A 24,579-nucleotide genomic window follows, 5' to 3' on the forward strand; every position below is an offset into this window, starting at 1 on the left:
CAGGTCGCGGCTCACCGCGCCCCGCGACCGGGGCGCGGCGCGGCCCACTTCCCAGAACGGAGACGGCCCATGGGCGAGCAGCACGCGGTGAAGTTCCCGCAGGAGGTCCTCGACGAGTACACGGCCCTGGGCATCGACCTGCCCTCGCTGTTCTCGGCCGGACACCTCGGCGAGCGCATGGACATCCGCATCCTGGAGGCCGCGGCCGACAAGGTCGTGGGCACCATGCCCGTCGAGGGCAACACCCAGCCCTACGGACTCCTGCACGGCGGCGCCTCCGCCGTCCTGGCCGAGACCCTCGGCTCGGTGGGCGCCATGCTGCACGGCGGCCACACCAAGGTCGCCGTCGGCGTCGACCTGAACTGCACCCACCACCGCGGGGTCCGCTCCGGCCTGGTCACCGGCACCGCCACCCCGGTCCACCGCGGCCGCTCCACCGCCACGTACGAGATCGTCATCACCGACGAGGCGGGCAAGCGGGTCTGCACCGCGCGCCTGACCTGCCTGCTGCGCGAGATCGGCGACGGGGCGGCCGTCAGGGCCGGCGCCTGACGGCCACGCCCCTGCGCCCGCACACCCGCGCCCGTACGCCCCCGAGGGGCCGATTCCGGAGACCGCCCGGAATCGGCCCCTCCGGCACGATCCGCCCCAGGACGGTTGTGTCACCGAAGGTGACCACCTACCGTCCCCTCCATGGGGACATCGCCGCACGCTCCCGCCCGGCACCTGGCCTCCGCGGCCCTCGCCCTGCTGGCGCTGTCCGGTTGCTCCTCTTCCGCCCCGACCGCACGGCCCTCCTCGGCCACCCCCGCACCCACTCCTCCCTCGCCCGTCGAAACGTGCACAACTCTCGTTTCCTACTGGGCGAAAGAGACCCTCAAGGGCACCTACTGGTCCGGTCTGGACTGGGAGCAGAAGGGCCTCTCGAACGAGCAGTACGCGATCCACGAGGACGCGGTGGCCGCCGGCCGCGCCGAGGAGCGAACTGCCGGACGGGACAAGGCACTTGAGCTGATCGACCGGTTCACGGCGGAACGCTGCCGGGAGCGGCGCGGGGCGACCGGCAGCTCCGAGAACTGGCGACCGCCGAACTGACCCGACTCTCCGGATTCCCGAGCGCGCTGTCCGCCTTCCGGGCGCCCGGCCGCCCGCGGCCAAGCCGCAGGTGGGAGCGGTTTCAGCCCCCACCGTCGCGTTCAAGCCACCCAATCGATCATGAAGCACGCACTGCGGAATCATTACTCACAGTAATGCCAACAGGTGCGGAATCCCCCATTTCCGCCCGTCACGACCCACTCGGCGAAATCAATCGGACACATCCAGCCACCACGGGCGGAATTCGATCACAGACAGGACCATCAACACTCCAAGCCCCTTAGCGGAACAGGTAATTCTCAGAATGTGGTCACTCACCCCCGCCACTAAATGTCCGTTCTGCCCCCACTCCCGGCACGCATTCTTGGCCTTGGCATAACAAGACAGTCACATCCTCCTTTCCCCGCTCCCCGCGCTCGCCACCTCGGGCCTAGAGTCACGGCCAGTCACCGCGCCGCCGGGCGCGTCTCAGCACGGCCGTGTACCTCCCCCAGGTGCGGCCCGGCGACTAAACGGCACCTCACATCAGAGGAGGGCCGCGCCAGGGAAAGGATTAATCGTGCGCAACCGTTCACTGCTCGTCCTCACCACCGTGATCACCACGGGAGCACTGACCCTCACTGCCTGCGGTTCGCGCGACGAGGGCGGCAACAAGAACAATGGCGACAGCGGCAAGACCGTCGTCGTCATCGGTGTCGACGCCCCTCTGACCGGCTCGCTTTCCGCCCTCGGCCAGGGCATCAAGAACTCCGTCGACCTCGCGGCCAAGACGGCCAACAAGAACAACGAGGTCCCGGGCATCGAATTCAAGGTCGAAGCCCTCGACGACCAGGCAGTTCCTGCCTCCGGCCAGGCGAACGCCACCAAACTCGTTGGCAACAAGGAAGTTCTCGGCGTCGTCGGCCCGCTGAACTCCGGCGTGGCCCAGCAGATGCAGGGCGTCTTCGCCTCCGCCAACCTCGCCCAGGTCTCCCCGGCCAACACCAACCCCGCCCTCTCCCAGGGCGACAACTGGGGCAAGGGCGAGTTCAAGCGCCCCTTCAAGACCTACTTCCGCACCGCCGCCACCGACGTGGTCCAGGGCAAGTTCGCCGCCCAGTACCTCTACAACGACGCCGGCAAGCGCAAGGTCTTCGTCGTCGACGACAAGCAGACCTACGGCGCCGGCCTCGCGGCCATCTTCTCCGACGAGTTCAAGAAGCTCGGCGGCCAGATCGCCGACACCGACCACGTCACGGTCAAGGAGACCGACTTCTCCTCCACCGCCGACAAGGTCAAGTCCTCGGGCGCCGACGCCGTCTACTTCGGCGGCCAGTACCCCGAGGGCGGCCTGCTCTCCGACCAGATCAAGAAGACCGGCGCCAAGATCCCCACCATGGGTGGCGACGGCATCTACGACCCGGCCTTCATCAGCGCCTCCGCCGAGGCCAACGACGGTGACCTGGCCACCTCGATCGGCTACCCGGTCGAGAAGCTCGACACCGCCAAGAAGTTCATCGCCGACTACAACGCCGGCGGCTACAAGGACCCGTACGCGGCCTACGGCGGCTACTCCTACGACGCCGGCTGGGCCGTCGTCCAGGCCGTCAAGGCCGTCGTCGCCGCCAACGGCGGCAAGCTGCCCACCGACGCCCGCGCCAAGGTCGTCGAGGCCCTCGGCAAGGTCAGCTTCGACGGCGTGACCGGCAAGGTCGCCTTCGACGAGTTCGGCGACACCACCAACAAGCAGCTCACGGTCTACAAGGTCGAGGGCGGCAAGTGGATCGACGTCAAGAGCGACACCGTCAAGTAACACCGACGGACGGCAGGCCGGCCCCCGCCGGCCCCGCCACCCGCTCCTCGCGCTCCACCCCTGACTGACCAAAGAAACATGCCGCGCGAGGGCGCAAACAGCGCCCTCGCGCGGAGTCTTATCCGACACGCTCATCGGAGGCCCTGCGGTGCACGAACTGCCGCAACAGCTGGCCAACGGCCTTGCCCTTGGTGCCCTTTACGGCCTTGTCGCCATCGGGTACACCATGGTCTACGGCATCGTCCAGCTCATCAACTTCGCCCACGGCGAGATCTTCATGATCGGGGGCTTCGGCGCCCTCACCACCTACATATGGCTTCCTGAAGGAACCCCGCTCCTGGTGGCGATCCCGCTCATGATCATCGGTGGCGCGATCGCCTCCGTAGCCGTCGCAACCGCAGCCGAGCGCTTCGCTTACCGCCCGCTGCGCGGCGCCCCCAAGCTCGCCCCCCTCATCACCGCGATCGGCCTCTCGATCGCCCTCCAGCAGCTCATCTGGGGCTTCTACCCGAACGCCAAGGACAAGCGCAGCTTCCCCGAGTTCACCGGCGAAGCCTTCAAGATCACCGACAGCCTGATGATCCAGCGCGCGGACCTGTTCATCCTCGTCCTCGCCCCGCTGTGCATGCTCGGCCTCGGCATGTTCGTCTCCAAGAGCCGCAGCGGCCGCGCCATGCAGGCCACCGCGCAGGACCCCGACACCGCCAAGCTCATGGGCATCAACACCGACCGCATCATCGTCATGGCCTTCGCCATCGGTGCCGCGTTCGCCGCCGTCGCAGCCGTCGCCTACGGCCTCGAGCGCGGCCAGATCGGCTTCGAGATGGGCTTCATCCTCGGCCTCAAGGCCTTCACCGCGGCCGTCCTCGGCGGCATCGGCAACATCTACGGCGCCATGGTCGGCGGACTCGTCCTCGGCATCGCCGAATCCCTCTCCATCGCCTACATCGAAGAGATCCCCGGCATGGATCAGCTCGGTGGCGGCGCCTGGTCCAACGTCTGGGCCTTCGTACTCCTCATCCTCGTGCTCCTCGTGCGGCCCCAGGGCCTCCTCGGCGAGCGCGTCGCGGATAGGGCGTGAGAACCATGAGCGACACCACCTACGAGGCAGCCACCGAGACCACCTCGTCCGGCAAGCCCACCGCACTGCTCTACACGATCCTCGGCGGCAGCATCGCCACCGCGATCAGTGCCTTCCTCGCCTGGACCTGGACCACCGACTTCCCCGGCAACCTCACGATCTACGGCTACCCCGCCCCCCTCCAGGTCCTCACCCTGGTCGGCGCGATCGTCACCGCCGCCTTCGCCCTCTCCGCGCTCGGCATCAAGGGATTCGGCTGGCTCACCCCCACCGGCGCCCGCCAGGCCACCTGGTTCATGGCACTGGGCACCTTCGCCACCACCCTCTACACCGCGATCTCGATCATCGTCGAGCTCGGCGCCCTCGTGGACCTCGAGCCCGGCGCAGGCTTCGCCGTCGTCGCCGCCGCCATCCCCGCGATCGCCGCGTACCAGCTGCCCGACGACACCCGCAAGGCCGCCCCGGCCAAGAAGCTGCCGTCCTGGGCCGAAATCCTCGTCATCACCGCGGTCTTCGCCCTCGGCCTGTACGTCGTCACCTTCGGCATCGACACCGACGACAAAGAGCCCCAGCTCTTCATCGCCTACCTGATCCTGATCGTCTTCTCCACCCTGGCCGTCTTCAAGTCCGGCCTCGCCGACCGCCTCTCGGCGATCACCGCCAACAACCGCCAGGTCACCGTCACGGCCACCCTCGCCGCGGCGATCGCCTTCCCGTTCATCCAGCAGAGCGGCGACACCTACACGCTGATCGCGGTCAACATCCTGATCTTCGCGACCGTCGCCCTCGGCCTGAACATCGTCGTCGGCCTCGCCGGCCTCCTCGACCTCGGCTACGTCGCCTTCCTCGGCGTCGGCGCCTACACCGCAGCCCTGGTCTCCGGAGCCGCCTCCTCCGCCTTCGGCGTACAGTTCCCCTTCTGGGCAGCCGTACTCACCGGCATGGCAGCCTCCCTCGTCTTCGGCGTCGTCATCGGAGCGCCCACCCTGCGCCTCCGCGGCGACTACCTCGCCATCGTCACCCTCGGCTTCGGAGAAATCTTCCGCATCGCCATGGGCAACCTCGACGGCACCTCCGGCCCGAAGATCACCAACGGCCCCAACGGCATCCCGAACATCCCGCAGCTCGAGTTCTTCGGCTACAACTTCGGCGAGCCCCACACCATCCTCGGTGTCACCCTCGGCGCCTACGCCAACTACTACCTCCTGATGATCCTGGTCATGGCCCTGGTCATCGTCGTCTTCGCCCGCGCCCAGAACAGCCGCATCGGCCGCGCCTGGGTCGCCATCCGCGAGGACGAGACCGCCGCCACCGCCATGGGCATCAACGGCTTCCGCGTCAAGCTCATCGCCTTCGCCCTCGGCGCCGCGCTCGCCGGCCTCGCCGGCACCGTCCAGGCCCACGTCAACACCACGGTCGTCCCCGAGAACTACGTCTTCGCCGGCCCCGTGCCGCCGAACTCCGCGTTCCTCCTCGCCGCGGTCATCCTCGGCGGCATGGGCACCATCCGCGGCCCCATCCTCGGCTCCGCACTCCTCTTCCTCATCCCGGCCAAGCTGCAGTTCCTCCAGGACTACCAGCTCCTCGGCTTCGGCCTCGCCCTGATCCTCCTCATGCGCTTCCGCCCCGAGGGCCTCATCGCCAACAAGCGCGCGAAGCTCGAGTACCACGACGACACCGCCGACCAGGCCCCCACCGGCCCGGCAACGGCCAAGGCGGGTGCGTAACCATGACCACCACCACCGACACCACCACGGGCACGGGCACCACCGTCCTCGAAGCCAGCGGCGTCACGATGCGCTTCGGCGGCCTCACCGCCGTCAAGGGCGTCGACCTCAAGGTCAACGCGGGCGAGATCGTCGGCCTCATCGGCCCCAACGGCGCCGGCAAGACCACCTTCTTCAACTGCCTCACCGGCCTGTACGTGCCCACCGAAGGCACCGTCAGCTACAAGGGCACGGTCCTGCCGCCCAAGCCCCACCTGGTCACCCAGGCCGGCATCGCGCGCACCTTCCAGAACATCCGGCTCTTCCACAACATGACCGTGCTGGAGAACGTCCTCGTCGGACGCCACACCCGCACCAAGGAAGGCCTCTGGTCCGCCCTCCTGCGCGGCCCCGGCTTCAAGAAGGCCGAAGCCGCCAGCGAGGCCCGCGCCATGGAACTCCTCGAGTTCATCGGCCTGGAGCACAAGGCCCAGCACCTGGCGAAGAACCTTCCGTACGGCGAGCAGCGCAAGCTGGAAATCGCCCGCGCCCTCGCCAGCGACCCCGGCCTCATCCTCCTGGACGAGCCCACCGCCGGCATGAACCCCCAGGAAACCCGGGCCGCCGAAGAGCTCATCTTCGCCATCCGCGACATGGGCGTCGCCGTCCTCGTCATCGAGCACGACATGCGCTTCATCTTCAACCTCTGCGACCGCGTCGCCTGCCTCGTCCAGGGCCAGAAGCTCATCGAAGGCAGCGCCTCCGAGGTCCAGGGCGACGAGCGCGTCATCGCCGCCTACCTCGGCACCCCCTTCGAGGGCGCGCCCGGCGAGGAGGAGGCCGCCGAGGTCGAGGCGGCCGAGGCCCACGCGGCCGAGGCCGTGGCCGCGGCAGCGGAGGCTGAGGCCGCTGAGGCCGAGGCTGAGCCCGAGGCCGCTGAGGCTGAGGCCACCGACGCCGACGCCGCCGACGAGGCTGAGGCTGAGGCCGAGGCCCCCGAGGCCGACGCCCCGGAAACCCCCGCCGAGGAAGCCGCCACCCCGGCCGCCGACGAAGCGGACAGCACCACCAGCACCACCAGCACGGAAGGAGAGGCCAAGTGACCGCACTGCTCAAGGTCGAGGACCTCAAGGTCGCCTACGGCAAGATCGAGGCCGTCAAGGGAATCTCCTTCGAGGTCAACGAGGGCGAAATCGTCTGCCTCGTCGGCACCAACGGCGCCGGCAAGACCACCACCCTCCGCACCCTCTCCGGCCTCATCAAGCCCAAGGCCGGCAGCATCACCTTCGACGGCAAGCCGATCAACACCGTGCCGGCCCACAAGATCGTCTCCCTGGGCCTCGCCCACTCCCCCGAGGGACGACACATCTTCCCCCGGCTGTCGATCGCCGAGAACCTCCAGCTCGGAGCGTTCCTGCGGAGCGACAAGGACGGCATCGAGAAGGACATCCAGCGCGCCTACGACATGTTCCCCATCCTGGGCGAACGCCGTAAGCAGGCCGCCGGAACCCTCTCCGGCGGCGAGCAGCAGATGCTGGCCATGGGCCGCGCGCTCATGTCCCAGCCGAAGCTCCTCATGCTGGACGAGCCCTCCATGGGCCTCTCCCCGCTGATGATGCAGAAGATCATGGCCACGGTCGCCGAGCTCAAGGCGTCCGGCACCACGATCCTGCTCGTCGAGCAGAACGCCCAGGCGGCGCTCTCCCTGGCCGACCAGGCGCACGTGATGGAGATCGGCAAGATCGTCCTCTCGGGCACCGGCCAGGACCTCCTCCACAACGAGGACGTCCGCAAGGCGTACCTCGGCGAGGACTGACCCCTCGCCCACACACGGAAGGGCCCGCCTCCCTCGGGGGAGGCGGGCCCTTCGGCATGTGCGTGGGCGGTTACTGCTGCTTGTTGGCAGCGTTCTTCTTCTCCTCGGCGTCCTCGATGACCGCCTCGGCGACCTGCTGCATGGACATCCGCCGGTCCATGGAGGTCTTCTGGATCCACCGGAACGCGGCCGGCTCGGTCAGCCCGTACTGCGTCTGCAGCACGCTCTTCGCCCGGTCCACCAGCTTCCGCGTCTCCAGCCGCTGCGAGAGGTCCGCGACCTCCTTCTCCAACGCCTTCAGCTCCGAGAACCGCGACACCGCCATCTCGATGGCCGGCACCACGTCGCTCTTGCTGAACGGCTTCACCAGGTACGCCATGGCCCCGGCGTCCCGAGCCCGCTCGACCAGCTCGCGCTGCGAGAACGCGGTCAGCATCAGCACCGGGGCGATGGACTCCTGGGCGATCTTCTCGGCCGCGGAGATGCCGTCCAGGACGGGCATCTTCACGTCCAGGATCACCAGGTCCGGCTGGTGCTCCCGGGCCAGCTCGACGGCCGTCTGCCCGTCCCCGGCCTCACCGACGACGGTGTACCCCTCCTCCTCCAGCATCTCTTTCAGGTCGAGCCGGATGAGCGCCTCGTCCTCGGCGATGACGACCCGGGTCGTCAGCGGGGGAACATGCGACTGGTCGGCGTCGGGGTTCGGCGTCTCGGGGGCGGTCACGGGGGCTCCTCGTTGCGGGGCATAACTGCTCCCCTGAGCCTACCGAGCTCCTGTAAGGTGGTGGCACACAGGGTTCACGCGAACCTTCGTTTCCTAGGCCCCAGTACTCCAACTGGTCAGAGAGGCCGCTCTCAAACAGCGGACAGTGTGGGTTCGAATCCCACCTGGGGCACCTTTCCTTGAATTCCATGGTCGCAGCCGAATGGCCGCCATTCGTCAATTTGAGCGAACACACCGCCAAACGGTGCACGCAACGGCAAAAACTTCCTCAGCGTCGTGCTCATGTACGACCTGCAGACCCGCCAACTCGCACTGAGACTGCTCTCAGAAGGCCGCAGTCTGAATTCCGTGAGCAGGGAAACCGGAATATCCCGTGCCTCCATCCGCTCCTGGCGGCTCAGGCTTGAGCCCCTCCCTCGCATGCGGAACAGTCCCTGTTCGCACCCTGGCGACACGCCGTCGTACGCCTATCTCCTCGGCCTCTACCTAGGCGACGGCTGCATCAGCCCCCATCCGAACGGCGGCCAGCAGCTGCGCATCGCGTGCGCCGACGCCTGGCCCGGGCTCATCGACCTGTGCCGCGCGGCGATCCGGGCCGTGCGGCCCGTGGACTCGGTGTACGTGCTCCAGAAGCCTGGCTGCGTCGCCGTGACCAGCTACGGACGGCACTGGACGTGCATGTTCCCGCAACACGGCCCGGGCAAGAAACACGAGCGGCGCATCGTCCTGGAACCTTGGCAGCAGGAGATCGTCGACGCGCATCCGTGGGACTTCGTCCGAGGACTGATCCACTCCGACGGCTGCCGGATCACCAACTGGACCGTCCGCAACGGCAGGCGCTACGAGTACCCGCGATATTTCTTCACCAACAAGTCCGAGGACATCAAGCGGCTCCTGACCGACACCCTGGACAGGCTCGGCGTCGAGTGGGCCCACTCGAACGCAAACAACAACGTGTCTGTCGCTCGGAAGGCGTCCGTCGCGCTCATGGATGCCCATGTCGGGGAGAAGTTCTGAGCCCTAGGGGAGGTCGGAGTCGCCGCCCAGGTTGTGCACGATGCGGCGCAGGACGTTGAGGGCATCGGCGTAGTCGGCGGGGTCGATGCCCTCGTGCATGCGGGTGTGGACGGCGGCGTTGCGGGAGCGGGCGCGCTCTCGGCCGGCTTCGCCTTCCTCGGTGAGGGTAAGGGTGCCGTCGGGGGCTTCGGTGGTCCAGCCTCGGGTGGCGAGGTCGGCGTAGATCGCTTCGAAGTCGTGGTTCTGGTCGTCGAAGCGGGTGAGTTTGGCGGTGAGGGCGGGGCGGGTCCAGGTGCCGGGGGCGCCGGCGAGGTGGTTGAGGGTCCACCAGTGGGGCTGGGTGAGGTCTTCTTCGGCGAGGGCGGCACGGAGGCCGCCGACGGCGAGGCGGTACGTTTCGCCGCTCCAGTAGCCGATGGGCTGGGCGGCGAGCTCGTCCTGGGAGTAGTCCTTGATCGTCATGGTGTGAACGGTACGAGCTCAAGTGTGGTTGAGGTCAATGCCGTTCGGTGGAGGCTGCCATGAGGCCGTGCAGCACGGTGGTGGCGTGCGCTTCGGCGTCGGTGGGGTCGAGGGGGGCGTGGCCGGTGAGGAGTCGGTACCAGAAGGGGCCGAAGACGAGGTCGGTGGCGTGGGTGAGGTCGGTGGACGGGGGGATTTCCCCGCGGGTGATGGCGCGGGTGAGGAGGTTGGTGACGATGTCGCGGCGGGTGGCGATCCAGGCGCGGAAGGGTTGGGCGAAGGCGGGGTCGAGTTGGGCTTCGGCCATGAGGCCGGTGAGGGCTTTGGTGCGGGTGGGGTTGTTGCCGATGCGGTAGAGGTCGGTGAGGAAGGTGGTGAGGTCGCCGGCGAGGGTGCCGGTGTCGGGTTCGGGGACGCGGGTGGCGGTTTGGTGGGCGTAGGCGTCCATGACGAGGTCGGGCTTGGACTTCCACCAGCGGTAGATGGTGCTTTTGGCGACGCCGGAGCGTTTGGCGACGCCTTCGATGGTGAGGGGGCCGTAGCCGTTCTCGATGAGGAGTGCGGTGGTGGCTTCGAGGACGGAGTGGTGGGCGTCTTCGTTGCGGTTGCGGCCCCCGGTGCGGGGCCGGCTGGGTGGGGTCTCCGGGTTGGTTGACACGGGATCACGATAGTCCTAGCCTCAAATCGAAACGCTGCGTAGCGTTTCGATTGGTCGAGACGGCGGAAGACTCCTGCTGTCGAGTCTTTGGGGGGATGAGTCATGGGCAAGGTCGTGATCAACCACGGGTACGGGATGTCCGGTGGCGAGCACTGGTACGGATCCGTGGCGGGTGAGCTGTCGGCGGAGGGGCACGAGGTGCGGGTGCCGGACTTCCCGGAGCCGTTCGCGCCGGAAGCGGACGTTTGGCTGAAGGGTCTGCGTGCGGAGACCGAGGGTGCGCAGGCCGGGGAGACGGTGCTGGTGGGGCACAGCCTGGGCGGGGTGAATGTGCTGCGGTTGCTGCAGCAGCACGACACGGAGGCCGAGGGTCCGTTCGCGGGGGTGGTGTTCGTGGCGTCGATGTCCGGGGAGGTGGGGTACGACGCGCTGGCGGCGTTCTTCGAGCCGGAGTTCGACTGGGTGCGGATCCGTGCGGCGGCGCGGGAGTTCCGGGTGTTGCATGCCGCGGATGACCCGGTGACGGGTGGTCGGACGGCTGAGCATGTGATGCGGTTCGTGACGGAGTTGGGTGCGACGGCGACGGTGACGGCGGCGGGCGGGCATTTCCCGAGTACGGGTGAGAGCCGGTTGGAGCTGCCCGAGGCGCTGCGTCTCATACGTGAGGTGCTGTAGCGGGCCGCTGGGGTCCCGTGACCCTGGCCTTTCGCGGTCCCGGCCCCGCCTGGTGCGGTGTTGCCGCGGTGCGGGGCCGGAGGCTGTGGCCTGTTGGGCCGGTTGCGGTGAGGCGGGGGTCAGCGGAGGGGGTCGCCGATGTGGTGGACGCGGACGAGGTTGGTGGAGCCGGGGACGCCGGGCGGGGAGCCGGCGGTGATGACGACGGTGTCGCCGGGGGCGCAGCGGCCGATGCGGAGGAGTTCTTCGTCGACTTGGGCGACCATGGCGTCGGTGGAGTCGACGTGGGGGCCGAGGAAGGTTTCGACGCCCCAGGTGAGGTTGAGTTGGGAGCGGGTGGAGGGGTCGGGGGTGAAGGCGAGGAGGGGGATGGGTGAGCGGTAGCGGGAGAGTCGGCGGACGGTGTCGCCGCTCTGGGTGAAGGCGACGAGGAATTTGGCGCCGAGGAAGTCGCCCATTTCGGCGGCTGCGCGGGCGACTGCGCCGCCTTGGGTGCGGGGCTTGTTGCGTTCGGTGAGTGGGGGGAGGCCCTTGGCGAGGATGTCTTCTTCGGCGGCTTCGACGATGCGGGACATGGTGCGGACGGTTTCGATGGGGTGTTTGCCGACGCTGGTTTCACCCGAAAGCATGACGGCGTCGGTGCCGTCGATGATGGCGTTGGCGACGTCGGAGGCTTCGGCGCGGGTGGGGCGGCTGTTGTCGATCATCGAGTCGAGCATTTGGGTGGCGACGATGACGGGTTTGGCGTTGCGCTTGGCGCGTTTGACGGCGCGCTTTTGGACGATGGGGACTTGTTCCAGGGGCATTTCGACGCCGAGGTCGCCGCGGGCGACCATGATGCCGTCGAAGGCGGCGACGATTTCGTCGATGTTGTCGACGGCTTGGGGTTTTTCGATTTTGGCGATGACGGGGAGGCGGCGGCCTTCTTCGTCCATGATGCGGTGGACGTCTTCGATGTCGCGTCCGGTGCGGACGAAGGAGAGGGCGATGACGTCGGCGCCGGTGCGGAGGGCCCAGCGGAGGTCTTCGATGTCCTTGTCGGAGAGGGCGGGGACGGAGACGGCGACGCCGGGGAGGTTGAGGCCTTTGTGGTCGGAGACCATGCCGCCTTCGATGACGGTGGTGTGGACGCGGGGGCCGTCGATGGCGGTGACTTCGAGGGTGACGCGGCCGTCGTCGACGAGGATGCGTTCGACGGTGGTGACGTCGGTGGCGAGGCCTTTGTAGGTGGTGCCGCAGGTGTGGCGGTCGCCTTGGGTGTCTTCGACGGTGATGGTGAATGCGTCGCCGCGTTCAAGGAGTACGGGGCCTTCGCGGAAGCGGCCGAGGCGGATCTTCGGGCCTTGAAGGTCGGCGAGGATGCCGACGCTGCGGCCGGTTTCGTCGGATGCCTTGCGTACGCGGAGGTAGCGGTCCTCGTGTTCGGCGTAGGTGCCGTGGCTGAGGTTGAGGCGGGCGATGTCCATTCCGGCTTCGACCAGGGCCTTGATCTGGTCGTATGAGTCGGTGGCGGGGCCCAGGGTACATACGATTTTCGCTCGGCGCATGGGCCGAGCGTATGCCCTACCGGGGGGTAGGAAATGAGGTGTGGGTGGCTGCTCAACAACCGTTGGGCAAAAGCTTGTTGACAATTGTTGAATGGGCGCGGGGGTGCTCTGATGAGCACCCCCGGGGGCCGGGTTCGGTGGGGTTTTTCAGAGCTGTGGCGGGGTCATGGTGAAGCGTGCGTTGACCTGGGCGTAGACGGTCTGGCGCTGGGGTTCGAGGTCGAGGGGTGGGGCTCCGGCGTCCTCGGTTCCGTCGAAGGCCATGGAGCGCATCATGCCGGCGGGGGCGGCCATGGCGATGGGGGTGGCGTTCTCGGCGCCGAGGTCGGCGAGTTCGACGAGGGCGGCGAGGCGGGCGCCGAGTGCTTCGGCGTATTCGCGGGCGCGTTGGACGGCTTCGAGGACGGCTTGGCGGCGGGCTTGGCCGTGGGCCGGGGAGTCGGGGCGGAGGGCCCACCAGGGGCCGTCGATGCGGGTGAGTTCGAGGTCGGCGAGGCGGGTGGTGAGTTCGCCGAGGGTGGTGAAGTCGTTGAGTTCGGCGGTGATGTGGACGCGGCCGTGGTAGGCGCGGATGCGTTCGCCGCGTCCGTGGCGGGTGAGTTCGGGGGTGATGGAGAAGGCGCCGGTTTCGATTTTTTCGACGGGTTCGCCGTAGCTCTTGATGAGGTCGAGGACGGTGTTGTTGCGGCGGGTGAGGTCTTCGAGGGCGGTGCGGCGGTCGGTGCCGCGGGCGCTGACGGAGATGCCGATGCGGGCGATTTCGGGGTCGACTTCGAGGTGTGCTTCGCCTCGTACGGCGACGCGGGGCACTTCGGGGGTTCCGTAGGGCTGGGGTGCCGCTTCCTGAGTCATGAATCTCACTCTCGCACCGTCGCTCGTTCAGGTGCAGAATCTACGCGCGTTGTTGAGCCTCACAAGGGGAGATGGCATGGCGTTCGACCGTAGGACGTTTCTGGGCAGTTCGGCCGCGACGGGTGCGGCCGTGGCGTTGACGGGGGTCACGAGCACCCCGTCGGCGGCCGTGGAGCCGCAGCGGGCGGCGAAGCCGAGGACGTACGCGTTCACGGTGATGGGGACGACCGATCTGCACGGGAATGTCTTCAACTGGGACTATTTCACGGACAAGGAGTTCGACGACAAGGCGCACAACGACGTCGGTCTGGCGAAGATCTCGACGCTGGTGGAGCAGGTGCGTGCGGAGAAGGGCCGGGGCAACACCCTGCTGATCGACGCGGGTGACACGATCCAGGGCACGCAGCTGTCGTACTACTACGCGAAGGTGGATCCGATCACGGCCCGGCGCGGGCCGGTGCATCCCATGGCGCAGGCGATGAACGCGATCGGGTACGACGCGGCGGCGCTGGGGAACCACGAGTTCAACTACGGCATTCCGGTGCTGCGGAAGTTCCAGGAGCAGTGCGACTTCCCGCTGCTGGGTGCGAACGCGCTGGACGCGAAGTCGCTGCGGCCGGCGTTCCCGCCGTACAGCATGCACCGGCTTCGGACGCCGTGCGGGCGGGATGTGAAGGTGGCGGTGCTGGGTCTGACGAATCCGGGCATCGCGATCTGGGACAAGCAGAACGTCCAGGGGAAGATGACGTTCCCGGGTTTGGAGGAGCAGGCGGCGAAGTACGTGCCGCGGCTGCGGTCGATGGGTGCGGACGTGGTGATCGTGTCGGCGCATTCGGGGTCGAGCGGGACCTCGTCGTACGGGGACCAGCTGCCGTACGTCGAGAACGCGGCGGGTCTGGTGGCGGAGCAGGTGCCGGGGATCGACGCGATCCTGGTGGGTCACGCGCACACGGAGATCCCGGAGTACCGGGTGAAGAACAAGGCGACCGGCAAGGACGTGGTGCTGTCGGAGCCGCTGAAATGGGGGCAGCGGCTGACGCTGTTCGACTTCCAGCTGACGTGGGAGCGGGGCCGTTGGACGGTGTCGTCGGTGTCGGCGAAGGTGCTGAACTCGAACACGGTCGAGGAGGATCCGAAGATCACGCGGCTGCTCGGGGACGAGCACGAGAAGGTCGTGGCGTACGTGAACCAGGTGATCGGTACGTCGGTGCAGGCGATGTCCTCGGCGGACGGTCCGGTGAAGGACGTGCCGATCATCGATCTGATCAACCACGTGCAGGCGGAGACGGTCCGGGGTGCGCTGGCGGGCACGGAGTGGGCGTCGCTGCCGGTGCTGTCGCAGGCTTCGTGTTTCTCGCGGACGGCGGTGATCCCGGCGGGTCAGGTGACGATCCGGGATGCGGCGGGCCTGTATCCGTTCGAGAACACGCTGGAGGCGCGGCTGATGACGGGCGCGCAGTTGAAGGACTACCTGGAGTACTCGGCGAAGTACTTCGTGCGGACGGCGCCGGAGGTTCCGGTGGATCCGGCGAAGCTGACGAACGCGGAGGGTACGCCGGACTACAACTACGACGCGGTGTACGGGCTGACGTACGACATCGACATCGCGCAGCCGGTGGGGTCGCGGATCACCGGGTTGTCGTTCGAGGGGAAGCCGCTGGATCCGCAGGCGCGGTTCGTGCTGGCGGTGAACAACTACCGGGCTTCGGGTGGCGGGGCGTTCCCGCACGTTCCGGCGGCCCGGCAGTTGTGGGCGAATTCGGATGAGATACGCAACACGATCATCTCGTGGGTGAAGGCGCGGGGCACGGTGGACCCGGCGGAGTTCGCGTCGGTGGGCTGGCGGCTGACGCGTGCGGGGGCTCCGGTCTTCGCGTAGTGGTCTGACTGCCGGTCAGGGTTGTTCGACCAGTGGGAGCAGTTCGCCCGGGATGTGGGGGCGGGCGTGTTCCCGCTGGTCGAGGCCGAAGGTGGTGAAGGCGGTGCGGGCCGGCTGGGGGTAGGGGTTCTTGCCGGTGAGGGTGTTGAGGATGGTGGCGGCGCGCCAGGCGGCGAGGCCGAGGTCGGGGGCGCCGACGCCGTGGGTGTGGCGTTCGCCGTTCTGGACGAACACGGATCCGGTGATGGCGGGGTCGAGGACCATGCGGTGGTGTTCGTCGATGCGGGGGCGGCCGGCGGAGTCCTTGCGGAGGTAGGGGGTGAGGCCGGCGAGGAGTCCGCCCAGGGGGCGTTCCTTGTAGCCGGTGGCGAGGACGACGGCGTCGGTGGTGAGGCGGGAGCGGGTGCTCTGCTGGGTGTGTTCGAGGTGGAGTTCGACCTTGGTCGTGGCGATGCGGCCGGCGGTGCGGACGGTGACTCCGGGGGTGAGGACGGCGTCGGGCCAACCGCCGTGGAGGGTGCGTCGGTAGAGCTCGTCGTGGATGGCGGCGATGGTGGTGGCGTCGATGCCTTTGTGGAGCTGCCATTGGGCGGGGACGAGGCGGTCGCGGACGGGTTCGGGGAGGGCGTGGAAGAAGCGGGTGTAGTCGGGGGTGAAGTGTTCCAGGCCGAGCTTGGAGTACTCCATCGGGGCGAAGGCGGGGGTGCGGGCGAGCCAGTGGAGGCGTTCGCGGCCGGCGGGGCGGGCGCGGAGCAGGTCGAGGAAGATTTCGGCGCCTGACTGGCCGGAGCCGATGACGGTGACGTGGTGGGCGGCGAGGATGCGTTCGCGGTTGTCGAGGTAGTCGGCGGAGTGGATGACGGGGACGGTGGGGGCGTCGGCGAGGGGGCGGAGGGGTTCGGGGATGTTGGGGGCGGTGCCGATGCCGAGGGCGAGGTGGCGGCTGTGGGTGCGGCCGAGGGCTTCGGCTTCGCCGTCGGCGTCGAGTTGGGTGTAGTCGATTTCGAAGAGGTCGCGTTCGGGGTTCCAGCGGACGGCGTCGACCTGGTGGCCGAAGTGGAGTCCGGGGAGGCGGCCGGCGACCCAGCGGCAGTAGGCGTCGTATTCGGTGCGGTGGATGTGGAAGCGCTCGGCGAAGTAGAAGGGGAAGAGGCGTTCCTTGTGCTTGAGGTAGTTGAGGAACGTCCAGGGGCTGGCGGGGTCGGCGAGGGTGACGAGGTCGGCGAGGAAGGGGACTTGGAGGGTGGCGCCGTCGAGGAGGAGGCCGGGGTGCCAGTGGAAGTCGCGGGCCCGGTCGTAGAAGGCGGTGGCGAGGCCGCCGGGCACGCCGTCGGCGAGGGCGGCGAGGGCGAGGTTGCAGGGGCCGATGCCGATTCCGACGAGGTCGTGGGGTGCATCGAGCTGGGCGGTCATCGGTGGGTGCTGCCTTCCAGGAGGGTCACGAGGGCGTGGAGGTCCGCCTCCGTGGTGTGGGGGTTGAGCAGGGTGGCCTTGAGCCAGAGGCGGCCGGCGGCGGTGGCGCGGCCGAGGACGGCGTGGCCGCCGTGCAGGAGGGTGCGGCGGAGGGCGGCGAGGTCTTCGTCGGTGGTGCCGGTGGGGCGGAAGAGGACTGTGCTGAGGGTGGGCGCAGCGTGGAGTTCGAAGCGGGGGTGGGCTTCGAGGAGTGCGGCGAGCCGGTGGGCGGCTTCGAGGGTTCGGTCGAGGAGCTGGGTGAGGCCGTCGCGGCCGAGGGCGCGGAGGGTGGTGGCGATTTTGAGGGCGTCGGCGCGGCGGGTGGTGCGGAGGGAGCGGCCGAGGAGGTCGGGGAGGCCGGCTTCGGTGTCGTCGGCGGGGTTGAGGTAGTCGGCCTGGTGGCCGAGGGGGGCCAGGAGGCCGGTGTCGGGTACGGCGAGGAGGCCGGCGGCGACGGGTTGCCAGCCGAGTTTGTGCAGGTCGAGGGTGAGGGAGTGGGCCCGGTCGAGGCCGGCGAGGAGGGCCCGGTGGCGGGGATTGCCGCTGAGGGCGAGGAGTCCGCCGTAGGCGGCGTCGACATGGAGGTCGGCGCCGTGTTTGTCGCAGGTGTCGGCGATGGCGGGCAGCGGGTCGATGAGTCCTGCGTCGGTGGTGCCGGCGGTGGCGGTGACGAGGACGGGCCCGCTGAGGGTGGTGAGGGCTTCGTCGAGCGCGGCGGGGTCGAGGATCCCGTCGGGGGTGGGCAGTACGAGGGCCCGGGGGAGGCCGAGCAGCCAGGCGGCGCGGGGGATGGAGTGGTGGGCGTTGGCGCCGTGGAGGACGGTCGGGGGGTGGCCGTCGTGCCGTTCACGGGCGAGGAGTACGGCGAGCTGGTTGGATTCGGTGCCACCGGTGGTGACGACGGCGTCGGCGTGGTCGCGGCCGGGGTAGAGGTCGGCGGCGAGGGCCCGGGTCAGAAGGGTTTCGAGGGCCGATGCGGCGGGGGCCTGGTCCCAGGAGTCCAGGGAGGGGTTGAGGGCGGAGGCGGCGAGGTCGGCGGCCGCGGCGAGGGCGAGCGGCGGGGTGTGGAGGTGGGCGGCGCACCGCGGGTCGGCGGGGTCGGCGGCGCCTTCCGTGAGGACGCGGACCAGGGTGGTGAGGGCTTCGGTGGGGCCGGTGCCGTGCTCCGGCAGTACGCCGGGGGTGGTGAGCGCGGCGTCGACCCGGGCTGTCACGGCGTCCGGCCCGCCGGCGGGCAGGGGGCCGTGGCGTTCGGCTGCGCCCTGCTCCAGGGCGGCGAGGACGGTGTCGAGGAGGGGGCGCAGGGCGGCGGCTCCCGCGGTGCCGCCTGCGAGCGGCGGAAGCGGAGCCGCTGGGCGGTGGGACGGCGGGCCTGGCTCGGGCTGCGCGGGCATGGGGTCCTCGGGGGCCGGCGGGGTGGCCGGTGCGCCACCCCGCTCAGCCCAACGAGCGGACCCCGCCGGGGGTAACCGCCGCTTCCGGCCGGACCGCGGCTGCAACGACGGCCCCTCCCCCGCTGCTGCCGTTTGCCCGCCGGCCGTTGCCTCCCCTGTTTCCTCCGCTCCCGCTCGTTGCCGTCTCTGGCCGCTCCCCTGCTGACCTGGGCTGTCCGTCTCGGGTCCTTGGGCTGGGCTGCCCCTGCGCGCGTTCCCTCGGGGTCCCCACTGGGTGTGGTGGGTGCGGGTCAGGCCCAGTGGTCCTCGGTATCGTCGTAGTCGTCCTGGTTCACGTCTTCTTCGTCTTCTTCGTCGTCCTCGTCGGCTTGGGCGGGGCGGTTGTTGTAGATGATCGTGCCGAGTTCGCGGACCTCGTCGTCGAGGGACTGCCATTCGGGCTGTGATCCGAAGGGTTCCAGCGTGGTCTGTTTGGCTTCCGGTGTCCGGGCGTAGGCGAGGAGGTCTTCCAGCTTCTCCCGGGCCGCTTCGACCGCTGTGGTGAGGGCCCTGCGCTTCTGGTCGAGCAGTTCGCCGACGGTCAGGCTGTCGTGGGAGTTCTTGTCCTCCTCGCCCGCCAGCGACCGGGCGCGCACCGGGTCGGATGCTTCGACGAGGCGCCTGGGGGTGAGGGCCACGGCCGCCACACCTCCCTGGTCCTTGCGCAGACGGTCCGGGCGGTCGAGGTCGACGTCGGGGATGGTGTACATCTCCGACTTGTCCTTACCGAGCAGTTGGGTGGCGGAGAAAGAGTTCACGCATTCGCGCCGAGCGTCGAAGGCGTTGGCGGCCACGGCGAGCAGCCAGAGTCCCTCTTCGTGCTCGGCGAGGCCGGCCACCACCTGGTCGACATTGCTGCGCCACGGGACGGTGTTACCGACTGCGGACCCCACGTTCCGGGTGATCAGCTTGTCGGCGAGCAGGGCGGTTCCGCCGGCCACGGCGAGGGTCTGGCGGGCGTCGGTGTCCCCGTCGCGGGCGGGGGCGACGAGGTCGGTGAAGTCCTGGACGGGGATGGGGCTCCAGTGGCCGAAGACGGCTTTGGTGAGCACGCCGCCGTTGGCCCACGCGTTGCGGGCCTGCTTGAGGGAGGCGGACTTGGCGCCCCGCCAGGGCAGGTCGATGATCGGTCCGAGGATCTCGGCGTACCCCGCGGTTTTCATCTGGCGGGTGCCCTTGATGTCCTTGGCGTGCCTTTTGACCTCCTTGAAAACGTCGTACCTGGTCAGGTGGTGCACGAGGTAGACAGCCCGCCAGAGCGGGGTGCCGGGTATCCGGCGGTCTGCGAAGATCTCCGGAAGGGCTTCGGGGCCGCGTCGGCCGAGCGCGAGACCGACCACTCCGTCGAGGAGCCGGGTTTCGCTCTGGCCGTTGAGGTGGACCCGGCGTAGGGCCCGGGAGCCGACCTCCACGTTCTGGGCGGCAGGCTCCCATGCCTTGAACTCGACGTGCAGCGAGGCGAGGATGCTGCGCACCGCGTCGTCGAAGACCTCTTCGGGGGGCAGGGTGGTGGTGCCGTGGCGGCGGAGCCCGACGGTGATCTGGGCCGGAACCACGAGGGTCTGGCCCAGACGGACGGAGCGGTCGGCGGGCTGCCCGTCGCCGAGTCCTTGGTAGAACTCGGCACGGAGGTCGGCGAGGGCGTCGCGGCGACCGACGGCCATGCGCTGGCTGCGCGGCTTCTCGGCGCCGCGGCGTTGGGGCTTCTCGGAGAGCAGGAGGTCGCTGGCGGTACGGGCGATCCGGTCCGGGGCCGGGTTCTCCTCCCCGGTCAGGAGGGCCCAGGCGCTGGTCAGCCGGGTGATTCCGTCGCGTACGACGAGGACGTCGACCGGTTCGGTCCCATCATCGAATTCGAGGCGGGCCGGGTGGGCGATGACGGCGCGGGTGATCCGCCTGGCCAGGATCGACTGGTCGTACGGGTTCGGATTGGCGCGTCGGGTCTCCGCGATGGTCTGCCGCAGGTGGGCCCGTAGGTGTGCGACGTCGCGGTAGGTGTAGACGACGCAGGCCAGTGGCTCGCCGTCGTCCCCCAGGTCGCCGAGGACGAGCGGGTCGTCGACGGGGAGGGCTTCTTGTCCGGTACGGGGCTGGAGGCCGGGAAAGAGTTCGGTGAGCCAGGCGCGGGTGTGCAGGGAGCGGAGGGTGGCGCCTTCGACGTGCTCTTCGATGAGCGCGGAGAGCAGGCCCTTCTGGGCGCGGAGTTGGGCGGCGGCGGAGTCGGGGGCGACGACGGCCCGGGCGACGGCGTGCCAGGAGTCCTCGTCGAGGGTCGCGCCGGGTGAGTTGAGTCCGGCCCTGACGAGGGCTCCGCGGTCGGTCACGGAGGAGAGTTCGGGGAGGTCGTTCTCGAAACCGGAGACGGTGAATTCTTCCTCGCCGTAGAGGAAGGTGATGCTTTGGGGCCCTTGGGCTTCATGGCCTGCGGCAGGACGGGCACCCATCGAGGGTTCCTGGAATCCGGTAGGGACGGACAAAGTCACTCCTTAAGATGCAAGGCCCCAGGGGCATTGATCCCATTGATATACAGGTGGTTGCCCTGTGGTAAGGGTGGGTAGACTGTTGGTGTAGTCAGGACGCGCAGACACGCGCGTCAGGTCTGCTTTTACGGAAGCCCCGGCGAGCACGCCGGGGCTTCCGTGGTTCACGGCTCATGCCTCGCGCGGCAGCGGGAACTTCGACAGGTGCCGGGCGTGCCAGTGCCACATGAACTCGCGTTCGGGCTGACGGGCGACCGCCTGGCAGGCGGTGTGGGCGACCAGGTCCGCGACCTGGACCCAGAAGGACTCGTGGGCCGGCACCTGGGATGCGGGGCGGGTGATCCTGCTCGGGCGGACCGCCTCGTGGACCTCCGTGTAGAGGTGCTCGGTGCCGTCCCCGTCCACGGTGACCGCGGCGTACCGGCCGTCCGCTCCGAGCTGGGCGTCGAGCGCGCGGAGGAGGCCGCTGTAGGCGGCCCGCTTGGCGGCCCGGAAGTCGCGGTCGATCGAGTAGACGGAGTACACCGCGAGCCCCGGGAAGTCCCCGATGAGGTCGAGGGCGCTCTGGGCCATGCGGCGGCGGTCGGCCCGGCTGGGATTCACTCCGCCGGGTCGTCCCCGGCCGCCGAGGAACTTGGCGGTGTGGAGCTCGTACGCGACGGGGACGCCGTGCCGGCGCAACCAGTCGTTGCGCACGTCCGTCCACGCGGCTTCGAAATCCGCCGTGCGGTGGGTGTCGATGGTGATCGCGGAGAAGACCGCGAGGCCCGCTCCAGGTATGCCGGAATCGTCAATGTACGCGAGGCGATCCGTTAAGACGTAGGCGTTGATGGCTGCGAGGCCCTTCGCTGGATCCGGTTCAGGCTCGGGTGTCGTGCGGCAGCACCGCTCGACCCGGGGTGTGGATCCGCGATACGCGCTGCGTCGACCCGGAGAGTCGCTCGACGGACCTTCGCTCGCGTCCTTGCCCGCCCATGGTCGGGTGGCAAGGTCAGCTCAGGGCTCCCGCGGGAGCATCCGGCCGGTGCCGGATACCGCGTCACGTCTCACCAAGTGGCTCGTAACTCATTCAGCGTAACACCGGCCTGTCGAACCGTCAGTTCACTTCACCTCCAGCTGCCCCAACTCCCGCCCCTTCCAAGACATCTGAAAGGAGACGGGAGTCAACCCACGTGCCGTCAGCGGGTGTTGGGCATGCGCACACCGAGGGCGCGGGCGAGGTCGTCGAGTTGGTCGACGAGTTTGCGGCGGAGGAGGGGGAGGATGTCGTCCGCCTTGAGGCAGGCGTGACCGGCCTGGAGGTTGTCCTCGTCGATGGCGTACGCCGGGAACGCGTAGCGGCCTGCGGCCTCGGCGATGGCCGGCCCGCGCCGGGAGGCCACGGCGACCGCGTCCTGGTAGAAGCGGGGGACGTAGCCCTCGACGAGTTCGGCCTGCTCGGGCTGCCAGAAGCCCTGGGCGGTGGCGGAGAACAGGTAGTTGGAGAGGGTCTCGTCGTGGAACATGCGCTGCCAGGCGGTGGCCTTCGCCTCCGCGTCGGGCAGGGCGGCCCGGCAGCGGGCGGCGCCTTCCTGGCCGGCGGCGCTGGGGTCGGCGGCGAGTTCGGCGGCGATCTCGGGTTCGCCGACCGCGCCGAGGACGGCGAGGCGGGCGAGGATGCGCCAGCGCAGCTCGGGGTCGAGTTCCGGGCCGCCGGTGACGGTGCCGTCGGCGAACCAGGCGGCGATGGTGTCGGGCTGGGTGGCGCTGTCGATGAAGGTGCGTACGGCGGCCAGGCGCATCCCCGGGTCGGATCCGTCCTCGGTGCGGCGGATCAGGGCACGGGTCACGGAGGTGATGAGGGCGAGGGCGGCGGCGCGGTCCTCGGCGGGCACGTAGCGGTCGGCGATCTGGGTGCGGGCGAAGCCGAGGACGCCCTGCACGATGGCGAGGTCCGTCTCCTCGGGGAGGTGCGCGTGGGCGGTCTCCAGGTAGGCGGAGGGTTCGAGTTCGCCGTCGCGGACCATGTCGCGGAGGGCGTTCCAGACGACGGCACGGGTCAGCGGTGAGGGGAGGGTGGAGATGCCTCGGAGTGCGGCTTCCTCGGAGTTGGCGTCGAGGCGGACCTTGGCGTAGCTGAGGTCGCCGTCGTTGAGGAGGAGCAGGGCGGGGCGCGGTCCGGCGACGGAGACGACCTCGTCGGAGGGGATGTCGAGGGGGAGCCGTTCGCGGAGTTCGAGGGTGCCGTCGGCGGCGCGGTCGTAGAGGCCGGCCACGATGTGGTGGGGGCGGCTGCCGGCGCGGTCGACGGTGAGGGTCCAGCCGCCGGTGCTTTCCTGGACGGCGGGCGTGAGGGTGTCGATGCCGGTGGCGCGCAGCCAGGTGTCGGCCCAGGCGTGGACGTCGCGGTCGGTGTTCGCGGCGAGGGAGTCGACGAAGTCGGCGAGGGAGGCGTTGCCGAACTTGTGGCGGGCGAAGTGGGTGTTGATTCCGGCGAGGAAGTCCTTCTCGCCGAGCCAGGCGACGAGCTGGCGGAGGGCGGAGGCGCCCTTGGCGTAGGAGATGCCGTCGAAGTTGAGGAGGGCCGAGGCGGTGTCGGGGACGCCGTCGGGGTCCGGGGCGACGGGGTGGGTGGAGGGACGCTGGTCGGCGTCGTATCCCCAGGCCTTGCGGGTGACGCCGAACTCGGTCCAGGTGTCGGTGAAGCGGGTGGCTTCGGCGGCGGTCTGGTAGCCCATGTACTCGGCGAAGGACTCGTTCAGCCAGATGTCGTCCCACCAGCGGAGGGTGACGAGGTCGCCGAACCACATGTGGGCCATCTCGTGGGAGATGACCATGGCGCGGGTCTGGCGTTCGGTGTCGGTGACGGCGGAGCGGTAGATGAACTCGTCGCGGAAGGTGACCAGGCCGGGGTTCTCCATGGCGCCGGCGTTGAATTCGGGGACGAACGCCTGGTCGTAGGAGTCGAACGGGTACGGCTCGGTGAACTTCTCCTGGTAGCGGTCGAAGCACTGCCGGGTGACGGTGAGGATCTCGTCGGCGTCGGCGTCCATGTGGGGTGCGAGGGACTGCCGGCAGTGGATGCCGAAGGGGAGTCCGGCGTGTTCGGTGGTCACCGAGTGCCAGGGGCCTGCGGCGACGGCGGCGAGGTAGGTGGAGATGACGGGGGTGGGGGCGGTCTGCCAGATGCCGGCTCCGTCGGTATCGCGGGTGCCGGTGCGTTCGGCGATGCCGTTGGCGAGGACGGTCCAGTCCGCGGGGGCGGTGACGGTGAACTCGAAGACGGCCTTCAGGTCGGGCTGGTCGAAGGCGGCGAAGACGCGCTGCACGTCGTCCATGAACATCTGGGTGTAGACGTACGTCCGGCCGTCGGCCGGGTCGGTGAAGCGGTGCATGCCCTCGCCGGTGCGGGAGTAGCGCATCCGGGTGTCGACGCGGAGCTCGTGGGGGCCTTCGGTGAGGCCGGTGAGGGGGAGCCGGTTGTCGGTGAGGGTGGCCGGGTCGACGGGGTTGCCGTCGAGGATGGCGGAGCGCAGCTCCTCGGGTTTCAGTTCGACGAAGGTGTCACCCTGTGCGCGTGTGGTGAAGCGGATGAGGGTGGTGGAGTCGAAGGTGTCGTCGCCGCCGGTGAGGTCGAGGGTGACCGTGTAGCGGTGGACGTCGAGGAGGCGGGCGCGGGTCTGCGCTTCGTTGCGCGTCAGTACGGGCATGGGGCCATGCTGCCTCACCTGGCGGTTTTGCCGTAGGGGGCTGTGGTGCATTGGCTGGGGCCGCCGGGCCTGGCGGGGGTGGGGGCCTGGGGCCGGTCGGGGCTGGTGCCGGCCCGTCCCGGGGTGGGTCCGCCGTCCCGGGGTGGTCCCCCGTCGCGGGGTGGTTCCCCGTCCCGGGGTGGGTCTCCCGTCCCGGGGTGGGTCCCCCGTCGCGGGGTGGT

20 protein-coding genes and 1 tRNA gene are annotated in these 24,579 nt (G+C 69.3%); 11 read left to right on the forward strand and 10 right to left on the reverse strand.

Going from position 1 to position 24,579, the window contains the following annotated elements:
• Window positions 1–69 precede the first annotated feature (69 nt).
• The 7 genes from AC067U_RS05375 to AC067U_RS05405 all read left to right on the forward strand — a co-directional run bounded on the left by AC067U_RS05375 (window position 70) and on the right by AC067U_RS05405 (window position 7,490).
• Window positions 70–552: a PaaI family thioesterase gene (locus AC067U_RS05375; protein ID WP_478828316.1), complete on the forward strand. Its 483-nt coding sequence runs from the start codon at window positions 70–72 to the stop codon at window positions 550–552.
• A 141-nt stretch (window positions 553–693) separates the two neighbouring features.
• Window positions 694–1,095 (forward strand): hypothetical protein, encoded by a 402-nt coding sequence (locus tag AC067U_RS05380; RefSeq protein ID WP_478828317.1) that lies wholly within the window; start codon window positions 694–696, stop codon window positions 1,093–1,095.
• A 559-nt stretch (window positions 1,096–1,654) separates the two neighbouring features.
• A complete protein-coding gene (locus tag AC067U_RS05385; RefSeq protein ID WP_478828318.1) occupies window positions 1,655–2,887 on the forward strand; it encodes a branched-chain amino acid ABC transporter substrate-binding protein in 1,233 nt (410 codons plus the stop codon).
• A gap of 148 nt (window positions 2,888–3,035) precedes the next feature.
• Window positions 3,036–3,968 (forward strand): branched-chain amino acid ABC transporter permease, encoded by a 933-nt coding sequence (locus AC067U_RS05390; RefSeq protein ID WP_478828319.1) that lies wholly within the window; start codon window positions 3,036–3,038, stop codon window positions 3,966–3,968.
• 5 nt (window positions 3,969–3,973) lie between these two features.
• Window positions 3,974–5,695: a branched-chain amino acid ABC transporter permease gene (locus AC067U_RS05395; protein WP_478828320.1), complete on the forward strand. Its 1,722-nt coding sequence runs from the start codon at window positions 3,974–3,976 to the stop codon at window positions 5,693–5,695.
• Window positions 5,696–5,697: 2 nt separating this feature from the next.
• Complete coding sequence (locus AC067U_RS05400) at window positions 5,698–6,777, forward strand: ABC transporter ATP-binding protein (RefSeq protein WP_478828321.1); 1,080 nt, start codon at window positions 5,698–5,700, stop codon at window positions 6,775–6,777.
• Window positions 6,774–7,490, forward strand: a complete 717-nt coding sequence (locus AC067U_RS05405; protein ID WP_478828322.1) for an ABC transporter ATP-binding protein — start codon at window positions 6,774–6,776, stop codon at window positions 7,488–7,490. The genes AC067U_RS05400 and AC067U_RS05405 overlap by 4 nt, the downstream gene beginning before the upstream one ends.
• A gap of 70 nt (window positions 7,491–7,560) precedes the next feature.
• Here AC067U_RS05405 and AC067U_RS05410 read toward each other — a convergent pair whose 3' ends face one another.
• Window positions 7,561–8,214 carry an ANTAR domain-containing response regulator gene (locus tag AC067U_RS05410; protein ID WP_478828323.1) on the reverse strand — a complete coding sequence of 218 codons (654 nt, stop codon included), beginning with the start codon at window positions 8,212–8,214 and terminating at the stop codon, window positions 7,561–7,563.
• A gap of 97 nt (window positions 8,215–8,311) precedes the next feature.
• On the opposite strand from AC067U_RS05410, the gene AC067U_RS05415 reads away from it, so the two are divergent.
• Together AC067U_RS05415 and AC067U_RS05420 are read left to right on the forward strand one after the other, a co-directional pair.
• A tRNA-Leu gene (locus AC067U_RS05415) sits at window positions 8,312–8,386 on the forward strand.
• Between the two features lie 110 nt (window positions 8,387–8,496).
• Window positions 8,497–9,231: a transcriptional regulator gene (locus tag AC067U_RS05420; RefSeq protein ID WP_478828324.1), complete on the forward strand. Its 735-nt coding sequence runs from the start codon at window positions 8,497–8,499 to the stop codon at window positions 9,229–9,231.
• A gap of 3 nt (window positions 9,232–9,234) precedes the next feature.
• Here the strand turns inward: AC067U_RS05420 and AC067U_RS05425 are convergent, their stop codons facing one another.
• Window positions 9,235–9,693 (reverse strand): MarR family winged helix-turn-helix transcriptional regulator, encoded by a 459-nt coding sequence (locus AC067U_RS05425; protein WP_478828325.1) that lies wholly within the window; start codon window positions 9,691–9,693, stop codon window positions 9,235–9,237.
• A 34-nt stretch (window positions 9,694–9,727) separates the two neighbouring features.
• Window positions 9,728–10,351, reverse strand: a complete 624-nt coding sequence (locus AC067U_RS05430; RefSeq protein ID WP_478828326.1) for a TetR/AcrR family transcriptional regulator — start codon at window positions 10,349–10,351, stop codon at window positions 9,728–9,730.
• A gap of 102 nt (window positions 10,352–10,453) precedes the next feature.
• Here AC067U_RS05430 and AC067U_RS05435 point away from each other — a divergent pair, with 102 nt between their 5' ends.
• Entirely contained in the window at window positions 10,454–11,026 is a 573-nt protein-coding gene (locus tag AC067U_RS05435; RefSeq protein WP_478828327.1) for an RBBP9/YdeN family alpha/beta hydrolase, read from the forward strand.
• A 119-nt stretch (window positions 11,027–11,145) separates the two neighbouring features.
• Here the strand turns inward: AC067U_RS05435 and pyk are convergent, their stop codons facing one another.
• Both pyk and AC067U_RS05445 read right to left on the reverse strand, forming a co-directional pair.
• On the reverse strand, window positions 11,146–12,573 hold the full coding sequence (gene pyk / locus AC067U_RS05440; protein WP_478828328.1) for a pyruvate kinase: 1,428 nt from the start codon (window positions 12,571–12,573) through the stop codon (window positions 11,146–11,148).
• Between the two features lie 147 nt (window positions 12,574–12,720).
• Window positions 12,721–13,425, reverse strand: coding sequence for an SIMPL domain-containing protein (locus tag AC067U_RS05445; RefSeq protein WP_478828329.1), 705 nt, complete (start codon window positions 13,423–13,425; stop codon window positions 12,721–12,723).
• 76 nt (window positions 13,426–13,501) lie between these two features.
• Between AC067U_RS05445 and AC067U_RS05450 the strand changes: the two genes are divergently transcribed.
• Entirely contained in the window at window positions 13,502–15,304 is a 1,803-nt protein-coding gene (locus AC067U_RS05450; protein WP_478828330.1) for a 5'-nucleotidase C-terminal domain-containing protein, read from the forward strand.
• Window positions 15,305–15,319: 15 nt separating this feature from the next.
• On the opposite strand, the gene AC067U_RS05455 is transcribed toward AC067U_RS05450, so the two are convergent.
• From AC067U_RS05455 to pepN, 5 genes are all read right to left on the reverse strand, one after another.
• Window positions 15,320–16,717 carry a lysine N(6)-hydroxylase/L-ornithine N(5)-oxygenase family protein gene (locus AC067U_RS05455; RefSeq protein ID WP_478828331.1) on the reverse strand — a complete coding sequence of 466 codons (1,398 nt, stop codon included), beginning with the start codon at window positions 16,715–16,717 and terminating at the stop codon, window positions 15,320–15,322.
• Window positions 16,714–18,150, reverse strand: coding sequence for a pyridoxal phosphate-dependent decarboxylase family protein (locus AC067U_RS05460; protein ID WP_478828332.1), 1,437 nt, complete (start codon window positions 18,148–18,150; stop codon window positions 16,714–16,716). The genes AC067U_RS05455 and AC067U_RS05460 overlap by 4 nt, the downstream gene beginning before the upstream one ends.
• A 290-nt stretch (window positions 18,151–18,440) precedes the next feature.
• Window positions 18,441–20,633 carry a hypothetical protein gene (locus AC067U_RS05465; RefSeq protein WP_478828333.1) on the reverse strand — a complete coding sequence of 731 codons (2,193 nt, stop codon included), beginning with the start codon at window positions 20,631–20,633 and terminating at the stop codon, window positions 18,441–18,443.
• A gap of 207 nt (window positions 20,634–20,840) precedes the next feature.
• Window positions 20,841–21,500, reverse strand: coding sequence for a DUF3800 domain-containing protein (locus AC067U_RS05470; RefSeq protein WP_478828910.1), 660 nt, complete (start codon window positions 21,498–21,500; stop codon window positions 20,841–20,843).
• Between the two features lie 347 nt (window positions 21,501–21,847).
• Complete coding sequence (gene pepN / locus AC067U_RS05475; protein WP_478828334.1) at window positions 21,848–24,358, reverse strand: aminopeptidase N; 2,511 nt, start codon at window positions 24,356–24,358, stop codon at window positions 21,848–21,850.
• Window positions 24,359–24,579 lie beyond the last annotated feature (221 nt).

It is taken from the genome of Streptomyces sp. NPDC043853 (assembly GCF_056436025.1).

What these genes read in the sequence shown, in the direction of transcription:
- AC067U_RS05425 (WP_478828325.1), bottom strand. Translation starts at nt 9,693, where the DNA reads ATGACGATCAAGGACTACTCCCAGGACGAGCTCGCCGCCCAGCCCATC.
- AC067U_RS05460 (WP_478828332.1), bottom strand. Translation starts at nt 18,150, where the DNA reads ATGCCCGCGCAGCCCGAGCCAGGCCCGCCGTCCCACCGCCCAGCGGCT.
- pepN (WP_478828334.1), bottom strand. Translation starts at nt 24,358, where the DNA reads ATGCCCGTACTGACGCGCAACGAAGCGCAGACCCGCGCCCGCCTCCTC.
- AC067U_RS05395 (WP_478828320.1), top strand. Translation starts at nt 3,974, where the DNA reads ATGAGCGACACCACCTACGAGGCAGCCACCGAGACCACCTCGTCCGGC.
- AC067U_RS05465 (WP_478828333.1), bottom strand. Translation starts at nt 20,633, where the DNA reads ATGGGTGCCCGTCCTGCCGCAGGCCATGAAGCCCAAGGGCCCCAAAGC.
- AC067U_RS05420 (WP_478828324.1), top strand. Translation starts at nt 8,497, where the DNA reads ATGTACGACCTGCAGACCCGCCAACTCGCACTGAGACTGCTCTCAGAA.
- AC067U_RS05455 (WP_478828331.1), bottom strand. Translation starts at nt 16,717, where the DNA reads ATGACCGCCCAGCTCGATGCACCCCACGACCTCGTCGGAATCGGCATC.
- AC067U_RS05400 (WP_478828321.1), top strand. Translation starts at nt 5,698, where the DNA reads ATGACCACCACCACCGACACCACCACGGGCACGGGCACCACCGTCCTC.
- AC067U_RS05435 (WP_478828327.1), top strand. Translation starts at nt 10,454, where the DNA reads ATGGGCAAGGTCGTGATCAACCACGGGTACGGGATGTCCGGTGGCGAG.
- AC067U_RS05380 (WP_478828317.1), top strand. Translation starts at nt 694, where the DNA reads ATGGGGACATCGCCGCACGCTCCCGCCCGGCACCTGGCCTCCGCGGCC.
- AC067U_RS05375 (WP_478828316.1), top strand. Translation starts at nt 70, where the DNA reads ATGGGCGAGCAGCACGCGGTGAAGTTCCCGCAGGAGGTCCTCGACGAG.
- AC067U_RS05445 (WP_478828329.1), bottom strand. Translation starts at nt 13,425, where the DNA reads ATGACTCAGGAAGCGGCACCCCAGCCCTACGGAACCCCCGAAGTGCCC.
- AC067U_RS05450 (WP_478828330.1), top strand. Translation starts at nt 13,502, where the DNA reads ATGGCGTTCGACCGTAGGACGTTTCTGGGCAGTTCGGCCGCGACGGGT.
- pyk (WP_478828328.1), bottom strand. Translation starts at nt 12,573, where the DNA reads ATGCGCCGAGCGAAAATCGTATGTACCCTGGGCCCCGCCACCGACTCA.